The 16439-nt window shown below is 68.5% G+C and carries 16 protein-coding genes; 11 read left to right on the forward strand and 5 right to left on the reverse strand.

Features of this window, described 5'->3' with window-relative positions:
* Positions 1-16: 16 nt before the first annotated feature.
* Complete coding sequence (locus tag ACFOW8_RS13035; RefSeq protein WP_378550566.1) at positions 17-1057, forward strand: ABC transporter permease; 1041 nt, start codon at positions 17-19, stop codon at positions 1055-1057.
* A gap of 10 nt (positions 1058-1067) precedes the next feature.
* On the forward strand, positions 1068-1793 hold the full coding sequence (locus tag ACFOW8_RS13040; RefSeq protein WP_378550568.1) for an ABC transporter ATP-binding protein: 726 nt from the start codon (positions 1068-1070) through the stop codon (positions 1791-1793).
* Positions 1794-1899: 106 nt separating this feature from the next.
* Here the strand turns inward: ACFOW8_RS13040 and ACFOW8_RS13045 are convergent, their stop codons facing one another.
* The 4 genes from ACFOW8_RS13045 to ACFOW8_RS13060 form a co-directional block, all read right to left on the reverse strand.
* The gene (locus tag ACFOW8_RS13045; protein WP_378550570.1) at positions 1900-2721 is read right to left on the reverse strand and encodes a DUF6159 family protein; all 822 of its coding nucleotides are present in this window, start codon (positions 2719-2721) and stop codon (positions 1900-1902) included.
* A 100-nt stretch (positions 2722-2821) separates the two neighbouring features.
* The gene (locus tag ACFOW8_RS13050) at positions 2822-3229 is read right to left on the reverse strand and encodes a PIN domain nuclease (RefSeq protein ID WP_378550572.1); all 408 of its coding nucleotides are present in this window, start codon (positions 3227-3229) and stop codon (positions 2822-2824) included.
* 43 nt (positions 3230-3272) lie between these two features.
* The gene (locus ACFOW8_RS13055; RefSeq protein ID WP_378550574.1) at positions 3273-3818 is read right to left on the reverse strand and encodes a hypothetical protein; all 546 of its coding nucleotides are present in this window, start codon (positions 3816-3818) and stop codon (positions 3273-3275) included.
* Between the two features lie 47 nt (positions 3819-3865).
* Positions 3866-4402, reverse strand: a complete 537-nt coding sequence (locus ACFOW8_RS13060) for a DUF3558 family protein (RefSeq protein WP_378550576.1) — start codon at positions 4400-4402, stop codon at positions 3866-3868.
* Between the two features lie 680 nt (positions 4403-5082).
* Here ACFOW8_RS13060 and ACFOW8_RS13065 point away from each other — a divergent pair.
* Positions 5083-5349, forward strand: a complete 267-nt coding sequence (locus ACFOW8_RS13065; protein WP_378550578.1) for a hypothetical protein — start codon at positions 5083-5085, stop codon at positions 5347-5349.
* A gap of 90 nt (positions 5350-5439) precedes the next feature.
* The gene (locus ACFOW8_RS13070) at positions 5440-5829 is read left to right on the forward strand and encodes an NYN domain-containing protein (protein WP_378550580.1); all 390 of its coding nucleotides are present in this window, start codon (positions 5440-5442) and stop codon (positions 5827-5829) included.
* 110 nt (positions 5830-5939) lie between these two features.
* Here ACFOW8_RS13070 and ACFOW8_RS13075 read toward each other — a convergent pair whose 3' ends face one another.
* Positions 5940-6536 (reverse strand): SACE_7040 family transcriptional regulator, encoded by a 597-nt coding sequence (locus tag ACFOW8_RS13075; protein WP_378550582.1) that lies wholly within the window; start codon positions 6534-6536, stop codon positions 5940-5942.
* A gap of 93 nt (positions 6537-6629) precedes the next feature.
* Here ACFOW8_RS13075 and ACFOW8_RS13080 point away from each other — a divergent pair, with 93 nt between their 5' ends.
* From ACFOW8_RS13080 to ACFOW8_RS13110, 7 genes are all read left to right on the forward strand, one after another.
* Entirely contained in the window at positions 6630-8237 is a 1608-nt protein-coding gene (locus ACFOW8_RS13080) for a carboxyl transferase domain-containing protein (protein ID WP_378550584.1), read from the forward strand.
* Positions 8238-8242: 5 nt separating this feature from the next.
* Complete coding sequence (locus ACFOW8_RS13085) at positions 8243-10438, forward strand: acetyl/propionyl/methylcrotonyl-CoA carboxylase subunit alpha (RefSeq protein WP_378550585.1); 2196 nt, start codon at positions 8243-8245, stop codon at positions 10436-10438.
* Positions 10435-11595 carry an acyl-CoA dehydrogenase family protein gene (locus ACFOW8_RS13090; protein ID WP_378550587.1) on the forward strand — a complete coding sequence of 387 codons (1161 nt, stop codon included), beginning with the start codon at positions 10435-10437 and terminating at the stop codon, positions 11593-11595. Before ACFOW8_RS13085 ends, ACFOW8_RS13090 begins: the two co-directional genes overlap by 4 nt.
* A complete protein-coding gene (locus ACFOW8_RS13095; protein WP_378550589.1) occupies positions 11592-12122 on the forward strand; it encodes a MaoC family dehydratase in 531 nt (176 codons plus the stop codon). Before ACFOW8_RS13090 ends, ACFOW8_RS13095 begins: the two co-directional genes overlap by 4 nt.
* Before the next feature lie 109 nt (positions 12123-12231).
* Complete coding sequence (locus ACFOW8_RS13100; RefSeq protein ID WP_378550591.1) at positions 12232-13071, forward strand: HpcH/HpaI aldolase/citrate lyase family protein; 840 nt, start codon at positions 12232-12234, stop codon at positions 13069-13071.
* A 125-nt stretch (positions 13072-13196) separates the two neighbouring features.
* On the forward strand, positions 13197-15140 hold the full coding sequence (locus ACFOW8_RS13105) for an acetoacetate--CoA ligase (RefSeq protein WP_378550593.1): 1944 nt from the start codon (positions 13197-13199) through the stop codon (positions 15138-15140).
* 12 nt (positions 15141-15152) lie between these two features.
* Positions 15153-16379: a TetR/AcrR family transcriptional regulator gene (locus tag ACFOW8_RS13110; RefSeq protein WP_378550595.1), complete on the forward strand. Its 1227-nt coding sequence runs from the start codon at positions 15153-15155 to the stop codon at positions 16377-16379.
* Positions 16380-16439: the final 60 nt, after the last annotated feature.

Genomic DNA, 16439 nt, shown 5'->3' on the forward strand with positions numbered 1-16439 from the left:
AGGCGAGAGTGGTGGCATGTTCGTCGCACTCCGAGATCTGCGGGCCGCCCGCGGCCGCTTCCTGTTGATCACCGCTGTCGTGCTGCTGGTGGCGGTGCTGGTCAGCTTCCTCAGCGGGCTCACCGCCGGGTTGGCGCACCAGAACATCTCGGCGGTCCAGGGCATCGCCGCCGACCGGGTGGTGTTCGCCGAGACCGGTGCCGATCCGTCCTTCGACTCCTCGGTGCTCACCGAGGAACAGGTGGCACGGTGGCAGTCGGCCGCGACGGTCACCCCGATCGGCATCTCCCGCGCGCGGGCCGAACACGCGGGTGCGAGCCCGGAGCAGGTCGCGGTGTTCGGTGGCGACGCTTCGGCTTTCAGCAATCATCCCGCTACCGCTCCGGGTTCGGTGGTGCTGAGTTCCGGTGCGGCCAGAGAGCTGTCCGCGGACACCGGCGACACCGTCCTGCTCGCCGGGCACGAGTTCACCGTCGCCGATGTCGCAGGCGACGAGTGGTACAGCCACACGCCGGTGATCTGGACCAGCATGGCCGACTGGCAGGCCGCGAGCCCACGCTCGGGCGCGGCGACCGTCCTCGCGGTGACCGGCGACGCCCCCAAGCTCGACGCCGAGGCCGGAACCCGCACGATTCCCGCGTCCGAGGCCGTCGAGGCGATCGGCTCCTACCAGGCCGAGAACAGCTCGCTCACCCTGATGACGGTGCTGCTGTTCGCCATCTCAGCCCTGGTCATCGGCGCCTTCTTCACGGTGTGGACGGTGCAGCGGCAGCCCGATATCGCCACGTTGAAGGCGCTGGGCGCGACCACCGGCTCGCTGGTGGTCGACGCACTGGCCCAGGCTGCGATCGTGCTGGTCACCGGCGTCACGATCGGCCTCGGGATCACCGCGCTCGCCGCACAGCTGCTCGGCGACGCCTTACCGTTCGTGCTCTCGCCCGCCACCACCCTGATGCCCGCGCTCGCCCTGATCGTGCTCGGTCTGGCCGGCGCCGCGGTGGCGCTGCGTTTCCTGTTCACCACCGATCCGCTGACCGCGCTCGGCGCGACCCGCTGAAGGACATCCCATGTCGCTCACCCTCACCGACATCACCCTCACCTACCCCGACGGCACCGACCGGCTCACCGCGCTCGACCGGGTGAACCTGCACGTCCCCGGCGGCACGATCGCGGCGGTCACCGGGCCGTCCGGTTCGGGCAAGTCGAGCCTGCTTGCCGTGGCGGCGACCCTGATCCGACCCGACTCCGGCACCGCGGTCCTCGAGACCAATTCCGGCACTATCGATCTCGCTACATTGAGCAGACGCGCCGCGGCCACCGCCCGGCGGACGGCGATGGGCATCGTCTTCCAGCAGCCCAATCTCGTCCCCGCACTCACCGCACTCGAGCAACTGGAGGTCACCGCACACCTCGGCGGCCGCGGCCTGTTCCGATCCGGTGCCGACCGCCGCAGAACCCGTTCCCACGCAACGGAACTCCTCGACGCCGTCGGCCTGGCCGACCAATCCGGCAAGCGCCCGGCCCAGCTCTCCGGCGGCCAGCGTCAGCGCGTCAATATCGCCCGCGCCCTGATGAACGACCCCGCCCTGCTCGTCGTCGACGAACCGACCAGCGCCCTGGACTCCGAACGCGGCGCCGCCATCATCGACCTCATCACCACCATCGCCCACGACCACCGCGCCGCCACCATCCTGGTCACCCACGACCCCACCCACCTGCACCGCATGGACGCGGTGTACCGGATGGTCGACGGACACCTGGCCCCGCTGGAAGTCCCGGCGATGACCTCGTGACCGCCACCGGCGAGACCTCGCGGTCGACCTGGGACCGACGCAGAGAGCCACGAACCGCGCCGTCGAACAGCAGGCGCCGGACACCGTCGGGGCGCCGGCGTGGGGCTCAGCGCTGCCGGAACGCGTGCGCGAGGTCGGCACCGGCGAAGGCGACCGGCACCATCCCGTCGACGCTGTAGCGGTACAGCGCGGTCTGGTAGATCCCGGACAGCGCGGACGTCACCACCGCGGCGGCGATGATCAACGCGATGCCGACCAGCACCAGCGCCAACGCACCGGCGATATTCACGCCGAGCACCATGATGCCCGCGATAACGAGCAGTCCGCCGGGAATGGCCAGCAGGAACCCGAACAGCCCGAGACCGGCGTTGCCGACCACGTTCTCGCCCCACGTGCGCTTCGTCGACGCGGCCGAGTCCCGCACCGCGTCGACGACGCCGCGGTCGGCCAGCACCATATGCGGCAGCACCAGGAACGTCACCACCTGCCAGGCGGCACCCACCAGTGAGACCAGCAGGTCACCGAGGAATCCCACCCGATCCTGCACCATCCGCAACAGCTGCGACACCGTCGCGGATACCAACGCCCACAACAGAATTCGTGGCCACCGCGCGGCAGCTGCCTGGATCCCACCGGCAGCGCTCGGATCGCCCCCACGCATCGCCAGATCCGCTTGCGAGATGAGCGCGGCGTTGAAGAACACGGTCACGAACGCCGACGCGAGATACATCAGCCCGAACAGCACATAGGTCACCGCCGACGATCTGTCCCACAGATCGACCGCAACGATCGGCACCACGAAACTCGCGGTCACCGCCACACTCGCCACCCCCGACAGCACCGGGAACACCGCGAGCTCCTTGCGTGTCCGCAACACGGCCGCCGACGTCTTGAACATCTGCCACGATTGCGCGAACGCCACCGTCATCCCCCTCATCCGGTAAATCAAAGCCGCGTACAGGCTATCGAGATCACTCCCGGCGTCAAACCGAGATGCGGTGCGCGATCGCCCACACGCGCCACGCCGGTCAGGGAATGGTTCCCGGTGCTGCGATCCATTGCGCCGGCTGTCCGGTCGCATTCGCCACCGTGTCGAAATCATGGTCGTAGTGCAGGATCGTGAGCCGGTTCGCTTCCGCCGTGCCCGCGACCACCAGGTCAGCGGCGCCGGCACTGCGATGGTGGCCTTGCTCGGTGAGCAGGAGCTGGACCTGATGCGTACGCACCCACACCCCATCCGGCGTCGGCACCCAGCCGAACAGATCGTTCAGCATCTCCTTCTTCCGCAGCCGGTCGGCCAATGAGGACGCCGTGAACAACAACTCCAGCTCGACGACGTCGCACACCGCGATGACGCCTGCCGTGACCGTCTCGTGCCAGCGCCGTCGCACATCAGGATTCAACAGCAGTCGCGCTGCGGCCGATGTATCGATCAACCGGCGTCAACACAGCCATGCCAATTCGATGGGGACCAGGCGTTCAGCCGGCTCTGGATGTGGGATAGTACTCTCGCACAGCAAGATTCGGTTGCACCTGGACGGTGTCCCGACGACCTGAAAACCCGGCCGACTGCTCGCGACACCCTGTCAGGTTTGGGGGCACCGACCGCGTGCAGAGCAGGACCGAGAGCTCTTCTGGGGCGTTGTAAGGTACCGCATCAACAAAGGCCTCGGTAATCCCTCCTTCCTCGGTGTTGGCATTGCCGGTTTCGATTCCATTCGTGTGCGCGTTCAGCGCAGCGTAGTTCTTGGCATCCTGGTCGACGTACATCCACGCAGCCTTGTTGAGCTCCGTGCCCGTATTCTGGAGAATTGTCGCCATCTTGCGCTGACGGTCGGCTGTCGCATCTCGCAGCGAAGTCAGCGGCGTAACCAGCAATTGCATGATGCCGGTATAGCCGTCATCGGCAGGACCACCCATGGCACCGGTCGTGCGCGTGAGATAGTCTGCGTTGGTGCCGATCTCATCGATCAGCCTTCCCAGTCCAGCTACTTCACCAGCCTTGACACTGAAAGTAGACCCCACTGCTCTTTGCCCCTCCCCGAATCGGTCCTACCGTCTGCTATTTCGCGCTATTCCCAGGGAATCTTGGCGAATGTCTGCTTGATCAGAGTTTTCGACCGCGCACATACGTCGTCGTCCGTGGACGAAGACCGCTGCTCCTTGGGCGGGTAAATCTTGAGGTCGACCATGCGATCTTCGCTAAACCACACATACGCATGACAAGACCCGGAAATCGTGCTTACTCGGGCCGGATGACCGATCTCCTCCGTCCAAGCCTTCTCCTGATTGGCAGCTGGCAAGGTAGGTGGCGCGGTGAAAGAGAGTTGCACTCCCAAGTCATTGGGAGGTCTCCATGAGCAAGCGGCCATTGATCCGGACTGTCCAGGGGCGACGATCCGCCGAGGAGCTTCGATGGTCGCGGCGCCGGTGGCAGTGCGTGCCTCTTCAGTAGTCAACAACGCGCATGGATCCAAGCCTTCGAACACGGCCGGAATCTCAGACGCGGGTTCACCTTCGACGACAGAGGGTGGTGTCGATGCCGCTGCGCCACTGTTGGATTCGCCTGAGCCGCAGCCAGCGGACAGGCCGGCGATCAACACGGCCACCGCAACTCCACAGGCCGCAGACACAATTCGGGCCACCCGTACTACCCCCAACGCGCTAGGACCATGCAACGACGCTCATTCCAGCAGGCGGTCCGGCCGCGGGCAAACGCTACTCCTCCGTATCGGGCCCGTCAACGACCTCATCGGTCGGTCCGGCAACCGACCCGGTCACTGAGCACCCCTCCGCCTCCATGGATCATAGGTCGCTGTCGAGCCGATCCATCCGACACACCTGAGCCACGGGATGCTGATGGATCTCCGTCTAGGGCAGTCGGCTCGATACACGCGGTCGGCAAGTGTGACGAGATCAGATGGATGATTCGGGGGTTGTGCGGGTGGACGAGGTCGAGTTGGTCACTGTTCCGCTGCGCCGTGCCGGCGAGGCGCGGATGCTTGTCGAGCGGAAGTGGGCGCGTGATCCGGCGCGGTGGGCGGACCATTACTCGCTCGAGTTGGCTATGGAACTGCCCGCTGTGTGTGCGGCGCACGGTCGGCCGACCACCGATTCGGGTCGTCGGCCGTTGATGTTCCGTGGGCCGTCGTTCACTCCGGCCAGTACCGGTTCACTGTTGACCGATCTTCGGGGGTTGGTTCGCTTGCGGCGGAGCGGCTCGGGTGAGATACGGGGGTACGTGTGGGGCGAGTGGCCGGTTTGTGATCGGTGCGCTCGGCGCAGCCGGTTGCCGAGGTTTCTCGGGCACGCGCTGCTTGCGCTGGTCCTTCCGCTGCTCGGCGCCCTGTTCGCCGCCTACCAGACCGATACGCTGAATCTGTTCCTGATCCTGCTGTTCTTTCCCGGCTGGCTGCCGGGCTGTGTGATGGCCGCCGTGTTCTGCTACACCTCGGCGTCGACCTATGTGCGGTGTCAAGCGCTGGAGAACCCTGATCACTTGACTATTCGAGGCCATCCGAAGTTCGTCGCCGCTGTCCACGCGATGGCGAACTGATCGCCTCGCTGGGCGACTTCTATCGCCCGTCTGCGCGACGCGAGCGGCGGCCGGCGCGCGAAGTCCACGGATCCGGGGCAGACTGGGTCGATGAGTGATCCGCGACAGGTGATCGTGGTCGACGCGGCCAATGTCATCGGCGCCAAGGCCGATGGGTGGTGGCGTGATCGGGCCGGTGCCGCGCGGCGGCTGCTGGCGGGGATCGCGGAGTGGACCACCCGACTGCCGGAATCGACCGAGGTGGCCGTGGTGCTCGAGGGGGCGGCGAAGGCCGCGGTCGACGGGACCGAGCCGAGCGCGCCACGGATGACGGTGATCCTGGCCGAACGCTCCGGCGACGACAAGATCGTCGACGTCGTCGGCACCAGCGAGCACGAGCGGATCACCGTTGTCACCGCGGATCGGGAACTGCGCCGCCGGGTCACGGTCCTCGGTGCCGATACCGCTGGGCCTGCCTGGTTGCGACACGAACTGGAGTAGCGCGCACGGAGGCGAACAGCGCTGCGCAGCCACAAACTCGCCGATCGGTCGAGATTCGAGCGTGCAGGGTGATATGTGTTGGCGCAGCGTGGAGCTACCCGCCTCGGCCGTCAGCCCGACAGCGCGGCCAGGGCCATTGCGCGCAGCACCGGCCTGGCCTTGGCCGCGCTGGTCGACGGCGCGCTGTGCGGGGTGGAGTTGATCAGGCCGAAGGCCGCGTGTGCCTGGATGCGGGCGGTGTCCTCGGCCAGCTCGGGGTCGAGGTCGCGGAGCACGCCGACCCATACCTCCACATAGCGGCGCTGGGTGCGGCGCAGGACGCGGCGCTCGGCGGCGGGGACATTGTCGAGGTCGCGGTCCTGGATGCGGATGAGTTCGGGGTTGCCGAAGGCGAAGTCGAGATGGAAGTCGACCAGGCCTTCGAGCGCACGCTCCGGTGTCTCGGCCGCCGCGACCACGGCCTGCCCACCGGCGAGCAGCCGCTCACTGATGCCGACCAGCAGTTCGACCAGCAGCGCTTCCTTGTTCGCGAAATGCCGGTAGACGGCGGGGCCGCTGATGCCGACCGCGGCACCGAGATCGTCGAGGCGGACACCGAGGAAGCCCCGGTCGGCGATCAGCCTGGCACCGGCGTCGAGCAACTGCTCGCGACGCTGGGCCTTCAACGCTTCGCGCCTGGTCACCGGGGCCGGATCGATCGTGGCCACACCGACCTCCTTCCGCGGGTCTGGACAACTCGGTTAATCAACATTAACCTGAATCTCAGTTATTGGCGATTAACCGGATGGCAGGATGGCGTGATGACGGTTACGCACGACCTCGACAGCGGCACCGCGGCCGCGACGAGCAATCGGGCCGCCCACCAGGCGCTCGTCGACGAGTTGCGGCAGCGTTTGGCCACGACCGCGCTCGGCGGCCCGCAGAAGTCCCGCGAACGGCATGTGGCCAGGGGCAAGCTGCTCCCTCGTGACCGGATCGAGGAGCTGCTCGATCCCGGCAGTCCCTTCCTCGAGCTGGCGCCGCTTGCGGGCAACGGCATGTACGACGACGAATGCCCCGGCGCGGGCGTGATCGCAGGCATCGGCCGCATCGCGGGCCGGGAATGCCTGGTGCTGGCCAACGACCCGACGGTCAAGGGCGGCACCTACTACCCGATCACGGTGAAAAAGCATCTGCGCGCGCAGGAAGTGGCCGCGCAGAACAATCTGCCGTGCGTGTACCTGGTGGAGTCGGGGGGCGGGTTCCTGCCACGGCAGGACGAGGTGTTCCCCGACCGCGAGCACTTCGGCCGCATCTTCTACAACCAGGCGAACATGAGCGCCAAGGGCATCGCCCAGATCGCGGCGGTGCTCGGCTCCTGCACCGCGGGCGGGGCGTATGTGCCTGCGATGGCCGACGAGGCCGTCATCGTGCGGGACCAGGGCACGATCTTCCTCGGTGGACCGCCCCTGGTGAAAGCCGCGACCGGGGAGGTGGTGACGGCCGAGGAGCTGGGCGGCGGACTGCTGCACTCGCGGACCTCGGGGGTCACCGACCATCTGGCCGAAGACGACCGTGACGCGCTGCGCATCGTCCGCAATATCGTCTCGACCCTCGGGCCGCGCCCCGAGGCACCGTGGGAGGTGCTGCCGAGCACCCCGCCCGCCAAGGCCGAGGACGAACTCTACGACGTCGTGCCCGTCGACCCGCGCACCCCCTACGACGTGCGCGAGGTCATCGACCGGATCGTCGACGGCGAGGCCGGATTCCACGAGTTCAAGGCCGAATACGGCAAGACCCTGGTCACCGGGTTCGCGCGGATCCACGGGCACCCCGTCGGCATCGTCGCCAACAACGGCGTGCTGTTCAGCGAATCCGCCATGAAGGGCGCGCATTTCATCGAGCTGTGCGACAAGCGCAAGATCCCGCTGCTGTTCCTGCAGAACATCACCGGTTTCATGGTGGGGCGCGACTACGAGGCGGGCGGGATCGCCAAGCACGGCGCCAAGATGGTCACCGCGGTGGCGTGCGCGCGGGTGCCGAAGCTCACCGTGGTGATCGGCGGTTCCTACGGCGCGGGCAACTACTCGATGTGCGGGCGCGCGTATTCGCCTCGCTTCCTGTGGATGTGGCCGAACGCGCGGATCTCGGTGATGGGCGGTGAGCAGGCCGCCTCGGTGCTGGCGACGGTGCGCAGCGACCAGCTCGACAGCGCGGGTAAGCCGTGGTCGGACGAGGATCAGGAGGCCTTCAAGGCACCGATCCGGGAACAGTACGAGACGCAGGGCAATCCGTACTACGCGACCGCCCGCATCTGGGACGACGGCGTGATCGCGCCCACCGACACCAGAACCGTGCTCGGCCTTGCCCTTTCGGTGTGCGCGCAAGCGCCGCTCGAACCCGTTTCCTACGGCGTCTTCCGGATGTGACAGACATGCTGAACAAATCCCACCCCGTCGAATTCGACACCGTCCTTGTCGCCAATCGCGGCGAGATCGCGGTACGCGTGATCAAAACCTTGCGCGCCATGGGAATCCGCTCGGTGGCGGTGTACTCCGATGCCGACGCCGGTGCCCGCCACGTGCGCGAGGCCGATGTCGCGGTGCGGCTCGGCCCCGCGGCCGCCCGCGAGAGTTACCTGTCGATCGAGAAGGTCGTCGACGCCGCCGTGCGCTCCGGTGCGCAGGCCGTGCATCCGGGTTACGGGTTCCTGTCGGAGAATTCGGCGTTCGCCGCCGCGCTGGCCGACGCGGGCATCGTGTTCCTCGGCCCACCCGCCAAGGCGATCGAGGTGATGGGCGACAAGATCACCGCCAAGAACACCGTCACCGCCTTCGGCGTGCCGGTGGTGCCCGGCATCGCCGAACCCGGCCTCACCGACGACCAGCTGATCGCCGCCGCCACCGAAGTCGGCTATCCGGTGCTGGTGAAGCCGTCGGCCGGTGGCGGCGGCAAGGGCATGCGGCGGGTCGATCGGCCTGAGGAGCTGCCCGCCGCGCTGGTGAGCGCGCGCCGTGAGGCCGCGGCCGCCTTCGGCGACGACACCCTGTTCCTGGAACGCTTCGTCACCCGCCCCCGCCATATCGAGGTGCAGGTGCTGGCCGACAAGTTCGGCAATGTGGTGCACCTGGGCGAACGCGAGTGCAGCCTGCAGCGCAGGCATCAGAAGGTGATCGAGGAAGCGCCGTCGCCGCTGTTGGACGCGCAGACCAGGGCCCGCATCGGTGCCGCGGCCTGCAATACCGCGCGCAGCGTGGACTATGTGGGCGCCGGCACGGTGGAGTTCATCGTCTCCGCCGACAGGCCCGACGAGTTCTTCTTCATGGAGATGAACACCCGGCTACAGGTGGAGCATCCGGTGACCGAGCTGGTGACCGGCGTCGATCTTGTGGAATGCCAGGTACGGGTGGCGGCCGGGCAGCAGCTGGCCAAGGCACAGGACGAGATCCACCTTGTCGGACACGCCATCGAGGCGCGCGTCTACGCGGAGGACCCCGGCCGCGGCTTCCTGCCGACCGGCGGCACCGTGCTCGCCCTCGCGGAGCCGGAAGGCCAAGGAATACGGGTGGATTCGGGTCTGGCGGAGGGCACCGTGGTCGGCAGCGACTACGACCCGATGCTGTCGAAGGTGATCGCCCGCGGCACCACCCGCGCCGACGCGCTCGCCGCGCTCGACCGGGCACTGGAACAGACCGTGCTGCTCGGCGTCACCAGCAATATCGAGTTCCTGCGCTTCCTGCTGGCCGACGACGACGTCCAGGCGGGCAGGCTCGACACGGCGCTGCTCGACCGCAGGGTCGCCGACTTCCGGCCTGCCCCCGTCACCGACGACGAATTCATCGCCGCCGCGACGTATCACTGGCTGCGCCGGTGGCCAGGCCCCGGCGGCGACCCGTGGTCGGTGCCGTCGGGCTGGCGGCTCGGCGCACCGGCACCGACGGTGCTACGGCTGGCCGCCGGCGATCGGATTCGCCATGTATTCCTCACTGGAACACCGGAATCCGCCATCGTGCGCCTCGAATCCGACGGCACGTCCGGTCAGCCGGAACAGCCGTCCGGCGCGGCGAACACCGGGACGGCGGGCCCGGCGGGCACCTCGGCGCGGTCGGGCGAACTCGCCGACGACGCCGACGTCGGTTCGCTCACCGCCGCGCTGATCGACGACCGACTCACCATCGCCGTCGACGGTCTGCGCCACGTGTATCGCGTCGCCGAGGCCGACGGCCAGCTGTGGGTGAACACCGGCGGCAAGGTCGCGGTGCTGCGTGAGGTCGCCGAGGCGAGCGTGCGTGGCACTGCCGCCCATGTGGGTGACGCCGAGATCCGCAGTCCCATGCCGGGTTCGGTGATCGCCACGCCGGTCGCCGACGGCTCGACCGTCGAGGCAGGCGACCCGGTGATCGTCATCGAGGCCATGAAGATGGAGCACACCCTCACCGCTCCCGTCGCGGGCACCGTCGAGGTGCTGGAGCGGCCCGGCGCCCAGGTGAAGCTGGACCAGGTGCTGGTGCGAGTGCTGGCCCATCCCACGGATACCGCCGAGGGCGGCACGCACCGCACTGCCACCACCGATACCGAAGCGTCCGAGCCCGCCGACTCGAACACCGAGCGAGAAGGAACCCCCGCATGACCGACTACCTGTCCACCGGTTCGCTCCCGGAGGAGTATCGCCAGCTCGCCCTCACCGTGCGCGACTTCGCCAACCACGTTGTCGCGCCGGTCTCGGCGAAACACGATGCCGAGCACAGCTTCCCGTACGAAGTGGTCGCGGGGATGGCCGAGATGGGCCTGTTCGGCCTGCCGTTCCCGGAGGAGTTCGGCGGCATGGGCGGCGACTACTTCGCCCTGTGCCTGGCGCTGGAGGAACTCGGCAAGATCGACCAGAGCGTGGCGATCACGCTGGAGGCGGGCGTCTCGCTGGGCGCCATGCCGATCTACCGCTTCGGCGACGACAAGCAGAAGACCGAATGGCTGCCCCAGCTCACCAGCGGTCAGGCGCTGGCCGGGTTCGGGCTCACCGAGCCCGACGCGGGCAGCGACGCGGGCGGCACCCGCACCACCGCGGTGGAGGACGGCGAGAGCTGGGTGATCAACGGCGCCAAGCAGTTCATCACCAACTCCGGCACCGACATCACCCGGCTGGTCACCGTCACCGCGGTCACCGGGCAGACCGGCGGCAAGAAGGAGATCTCCACCATCCTGGTGCCGACCGCCACGCCCGGTTTCGTCGCCGAACCGGCCTACAACAAGGTCGGCTGGAATGCCTCCGACACCCACCCGCTCAGCTTCACCGACGTGCGGGTGCCCAAGGAGAACCTGCTCGGCGAGCGCGGCCGCGGCTACGCCAACTTCCTGCGTATCCTCGACGAGGGCCGCATCGCCATCGCCGCGCTCGCGGTGGGTGCCGCGCAGGGCTGTGTCGACGAGAGCGTGCGCTACGCGGGCGAGCGACAAGCGTTCGGGCAGGCCATCGGCCGTAACCAGGCCATCGCGTTCAAGATCGCCAGGATGGAGGCGCGGGCGCATGTCGCGCGCACCGCCTACTACGACGCGGCCGCGCTGATGCTGGCGGGCAAGCCGTTCAAGAAGGCGGCGTCCATCGCCAAGATGGTGGCCAGCGAGGCCGCGATGGACAACGCACGTGACGCCACGCAGATCTTCGGCGGCAACGGTTTCATGAACGAGTACCCGGTGGCGCGGCACTACCGTGACAGCAAGATCCTGGAAGTCGGTGAGGGCACAACGGAGGTGCAGCTGATGCTGATCGCACGGGAGCTGGGGCTGTGACCGCGCCTGATCACGACAGCCCGGCGGCGACAGCGCAGGCGCCATCGAGCACCGAACGGCGCGTCGTCCAGCGTGGGCTGTGGTTCGAGGAGTTCGAGATCGGCACCATCTACGAGCACCGGCCGGGCCGCACCATCACCGAGGCCGACAATGTCCTGTTCACCACGCTGACCATGAACACCCAGGCGCTGCACCTGGACGCGAACTTCGCCGACGCGCAGCCGCCGTTCAACCAGCGGCTGGTGAACTCGATGTTCACGCTGTCCACGCTGGTCGGGTTGTCGGTCGCCCAGCTCACCCAGGGCACTCTGGTGGCCAATCTCGGCTTCTCCGAGATGTCGCTTCCCGCGCCGCTGTTCCACGGCGACACCATGTACGCCGAAACGCTGGTCACCGACAAGCGGGAGTCCAGGAGCCGCCAGGGTGAGGGGATCGTCAGCCTCACGCACACCGCGCGCAACCAGGACGGCGTGATCGTGGCGAAGGCGGTCCGGCAGACCTTGGTCAGGAAGGCGCCGACGGCATGAGCGGGCGCACCGTGCCCGCCGCGGCTACGGGCAGGCCAGGCGCGGGCACGACCGGACAGCGGGCGAGCGATCCCGCGCGGCCGCCGACGCGTCGAGCAGAGGAGCGAGCATGACGATGACGGGCGACACCGAGCGGCCGTGGGAGCCCACCGGACCCGCCTGGCTGTTCTGCCCGGCCGACCGCCCCGAGCGGTTCGCCAAGGCAGCCGACGCGGCCGACGTGGTGATCCTCGACCTGGAGGACGGCGTGGCCGCAAGCGACAAGGACACCGCGCGGCGGGCGCTGCTCGAAACTCCGCTCGACCCACAGCGCACGGTGGTCCGGGTGAACGCGGTCGGTACCGAGGAACACGCGGCAGACCTCGCCGCGCTCGCGCGGACCGCCTACCGCCGGGTCATGCTGCCGAAATGCGAATCGGCCGAACAGGTGCGGAGCCTGTCCGGCTACGAAGTGATCGTGCTCATCGAGTCGCCGCTCGGCGCGGTGCGGCTCACCGAGTCGGTCGCCGCCGAGAACGCGATCGGCGTGATGTGGGGCGCGGAGGACCTGGTCGCCGGACTCGGCGGCAACTCGAGCAGGCACGCCGACGGTAGCTACCGCGATATCGCCCGGCACGTGCGTTCGTCGAGTCTGCTGACGGCCAAGGCATTCGGCCGGTTCGCCCTGGACTCGGTCTATCTGAACATCGGTGACCTCGCGGGGCTGGCGGTGGAGACACTCGACGCGGTGGCCGTCGGCTTCGACGCCAAGGTGGCCATCCACCCGAGCCAGGTGGCGGTGATCCGCGAGGGCTACGCCCCAGCCGCCGACGAGATCGATTGGGCACGAAGAGTACTCGCCGAGGTTCCGAACCATCGCGGGGTCTTCGCGTTCGAAGGACGCATGGTCGACGCACCGGTGCTGCGGCACGCGGAGCGGATCGTCCGCCGGGCCACCCGGCCCCGCTGACCGGCGGGCCACCGCGCTGGGCTGACCACCACCCGGCGATCGGCCCGAATACCGGTCGCGGGCCGGGGTAATCATCGCCTCGGGCAGTTCCGGCCCGCACAACCCACTCACGAGGAGGACATCCGGTGCAACCGCAATGGGAACCAACCGCCCAGGACATCGCGTCGGCGCGGATCACCGACTTCGCCGCCTTCGTCAGCGCACGCACCGGTGCGCAGTTCCCGGACTACCGGGCGCTGTGGCAGTGGTCGGTCGACGATATCGCCGGATTCTGGCAGGCGCTGTGGGACTACTTCGAACTCGGCCCGGTCGCCGACGGTGTGCTCGGTTCGCGCACGATGCCCGGCGCGCGCTGGTTCCCCGGCACGCGACTGAACTACACCGATCAGGTCATCCGGCAGGTGCGACCGGACCGGCCCGCCGTCATCGCGCTACACGAGGACGCCGAGCCGGTGGAGATCTCGTGGGCCGCGCTGATCGACCAGGTCAGCGCGTTCGCCCATACGCTGCGCGGCTTCGGCGTCGGCGCGGGTGACCGCGTTGTCGGCTATCTGCCGAACGTCCCGGAGACGATTGTCGCCTTCCTCGCCACCGCGAGCATCGGCGCGGTGTGGAGCGCGTGCGGGCAGGACTATTCGGCCAAGGCGGCGCTGGACCGGCTCGGTCAGCTGGAGCCGACCGTGCTGGTCACCGCGGACGGCTACCGGTTCGGTGGCAAACGACACGACAAGCGCGACGATATCGCCGCACTTCGCGCCGGCCTGCCCAGCGTGCGGGCCACCGTCGCGGTGTCCCAGCTCGGCCTCGAGGTGCCGGACGCCACGGCCTGGCCGGACGCGGTCGCCGACGCGGGCAGCGGCGTCATCGAGACCACCGCTGTCGACTTCGATCATCCGCTGTGGATCGTGTTCTCCTCCGGCACCACCGGCCTGCCGAAGGGCATCGTGCACGGCCACGGCGGCGTGCTGCTAGAGCACTTGAAAGCCGTTGCGCTGCACTCCGATATCGGCCCCGACGACACATTCTTCTGGTACACCAGCCCGAGCTGGATGATGTGGAATTTCCAGGTGGCGGGCCTGCTCACCGGTGCGACCGTGGTCACCTACGACGGCAGCCCGGCCGCAGGCGCGCCCGATGCGCTGTGGCGGCTGGCCGCGCGGGTGCGGGCCACCGTGCTCGGCACCAGCCCCGGCTATGTGCTCGGCTGCATCAAGGCGGGTTCGGTGCCGCGCACCGAGCACGATCTGTCCGCGCTGCGCACCGTCGGGATCACCGGTTCGGCGCTGCCGGTGTCGAGTGCGCTGTGGCTCGACGCGAACGCGGGCGAGCACGTGCAGGTCAGCTCGATCAGCGGCGGCACCGACGTGGTGTCGGCGTTCATCGGTGGGGTGCCTACCGTCCCGGTGTGGCCCGGCGAGCTGTCGGCGCCGTACCTCGGGGTCGCGCTCGACGCGTTCGACGAGTCGGGCAGGCCGGTGCGCGGCGAGGTCGGTGAGCTGGTGGTGACCGAACCGATGCCGTCGATGCCGGTGAGCTTCTGGCGTGATCCGGACGGAAAGCGTTACCACGACGCGTATTTCGATACCTACGTCGGCGTGTGGCGGCACGGCGACTGGATCACCGTGACCGAGCGGGGCAGCGTGGTGGTGCACGGCCGCTCCGATTCCACCCTCAACCGGCACGGCATCCGGATGGGCAGCGCCGATATCTACCAGGTCGTCGAGCAGTTCCCGGAGATCACCGAGGCGCTGGTGATCGGCGCCGAACAGCCCGACGGCGGCTACTGGATGCCGCTGTTCGTCGTGCTCGCGCCCGGCGCCGAACTCACCGAGGACCTGCGGACCAGGATCGCCACCGCGATCCGCACCGAGGTGTCCCCTCGGCACGTGCCCGACGAGATCCGGGTGGCGCCCGGCGTCCCGCACACCAGGACCGGCAAGAAGCTCGAGGTGCCGATCAAGAAGCTCTTCCAGGGCGCCGACCCGGACCGCGTGGTGGAACGCACCGCTGTCGACGACCCGGAACTGCTGGACTGGTATGCCCGGATCACCCCACCCCACAAGGCCTAATAGACTGCTCGCATGAGTGTCGGCGAGTCTCGTGCAGCGCGTGGATCGGTAGTCGGCGGAACCAAGGACGGGGTGCGGCGGCGCCCCAAGAATCGGCGCGCGCAGATCGCGGCCGCCTCGGCGTCGGCGTTCGGTGCCGCCGGGTATCACGGGGTGAGCATGGAGGACATCGCCGCCGAACTCGGGATCAGTTCGGCGGCGCTGTACCGCCACTATCCGAGCAAGTACGCGCTGTTCCGGGAGGAGCTGCTGCGGGTAGGACAGGCGCTCACAGCCGCCGTGGTGGTGTCGGCCGAGGTGACCCCCACCGCGGCGGACCGGTTGCGGCACATGCTGAGCGGGCTGGTCGGCGCGACGCTGGAGAACCGGTCGACGGTCACCCTGGTCCGCTGGGAGGGCCGCTACCTCGAACCCGCCGATCGGCTCGTGCTCGACCAGCAGCGGACCGCCGTGCTCGTCGCACTCGACGCTCAGCTCGCCGCGCTGCGTCCCGAGCTGACCGCGCCGGATCGGCGGCTGGTGTCCACGGCGATGCTCGGGGTGATCACCAGCATCGCCGACCATCACGCCGCCATGCCGGCCCGCGCACTGAACCGGCTGTTCGGCACCGCCTGCCTGGCCCTGGCCGAGACCGGATTGCCACCGGCGGCAACGGTTTCCGAACCTGCGGTACAGGTGGAGATCCCGGATTCGTTCAAACACGAACTGCTGCTGCGCAAGGCGGTCGAGCTGTTCCACGAGCGCGGGTACCCGAACGTCAGTGTCGAGGACATCGCCTCGGCGGCGGGGCTTTCGGCGGCGTCGGCGGTGTATCGGTTCTATCGCGGTAAGAGCGATATCCTCGCCGCCGCTTTCCGTCGTGCCGCCGACCGGGTGTCCGCCGCGATCGGTCCGGCCGTCGCGGGCACTCCCGACAGCGCCGGCGCGCTGGATGTGCTGATCGACCAGTTCGTGTCCGACACCTTCGACGAGCGCGCACTCGCCGTCGTCTACTACGCCGAATTCGGCCACGTGCCCGCCGAGGAACGCGCTGTCCTGCGCAATATCCAGCGGCTCAGCGTCCAGGAGTGGGCCCGCCTCGTCCGCGAGGTCCGTCCCACCCTCACCGCCGCCGAGGCCCGTTTCCTCGTCCACGCCGCGTTCGCCATGATCATCGACCTCGGCCAGGCCTTCCCGGACAACCCCCTCGCCTCGAGAGCCCGCGCCGACCATCTCATGCGCCGCGTCCTCCTCGGCTGAGTCACCGGGCCCGCGACCACGCATTTCATCCTTCGCGCATGAGGGAGGGGTGGATCGGGG

The organism is Nocardia rhizosphaerae (genome assembly GCF_042650365.1).
Classification (GTDB): Bacteria; Actinomycetota; Actinomycetes; order Mycobacteriales; family Mycobacteriaceae; genus Nocardia; species Nocardia rhizosphaerae.

What these genes read in the sequence shown, in the direction of transcription:
- ACFOW8_RS13035 (WP_378550566.1), top strand. Translation starts at nt 17, where the DNA reads ATGTTCGTCGCACTCCGAGATCTGCGGGCCGCCCGCGGCCGCTTCCTG.
- ACFOW8_RS13040 (WP_378550568.1), top strand. Translation starts at nt 1,068, where the DNA reads ATGTCGCTCACCCTCACCGACATCACCCTCACCTACCCCGACGGCACC.
- ACFOW8_RS13045 (WP_378550570.1), bottom strand. Translation starts at nt 2,721, where the DNA reads ATGACGGTGGCGTTCGCGCAATCGTGGCAGATGTTCAAGACGTCGGCG.
- ACFOW8_RS13070 (WP_378550580.1), top strand. Translation starts at nt 5,440, where the DNA reads ATGAGTGATCCGCGACAGGTGATCGTGGTCGACGCGGCCAATGTCATC.
- ACFOW8_RS13080 (WP_378550584.1), top strand. Translation starts at nt 6,630, where the DNA reads ATGACGGTTACGCACGACCTCGACAGCGGCACCGCGGCCGCGACGAGC.
- ACFOW8_RS13085 (WP_378550585.1), top strand. Translation starts at nt 8,243, where the DNA reads ATGCTGAACAAATCCCACCCCGTCGAATTCGACACCGTCCTTGTCGCC.
- ACFOW8_RS13090 (WP_378550587.1), top strand. Translation starts at nt 10,435, where the DNA reads ATGACCGACTACCTGTCCACCGGTTCGCTCCCGGAGGAGTATCGCCAG.
- ACFOW8_RS13100 (WP_378550591.1), top strand. Translation starts at nt 12,232, where the DNA reads ATGACGATGACGGGCGACACCGAGCGGCCGTGGGAGCCCACCGGACCC.
- ACFOW8_RS13110 (WP_378550595.1), top strand. Translation starts at nt 15,153, where the DNA reads ATGAGTGTCGGCGAGTCTCGTGCAGCGCGTGGATCGGTAGTCGGCGGA.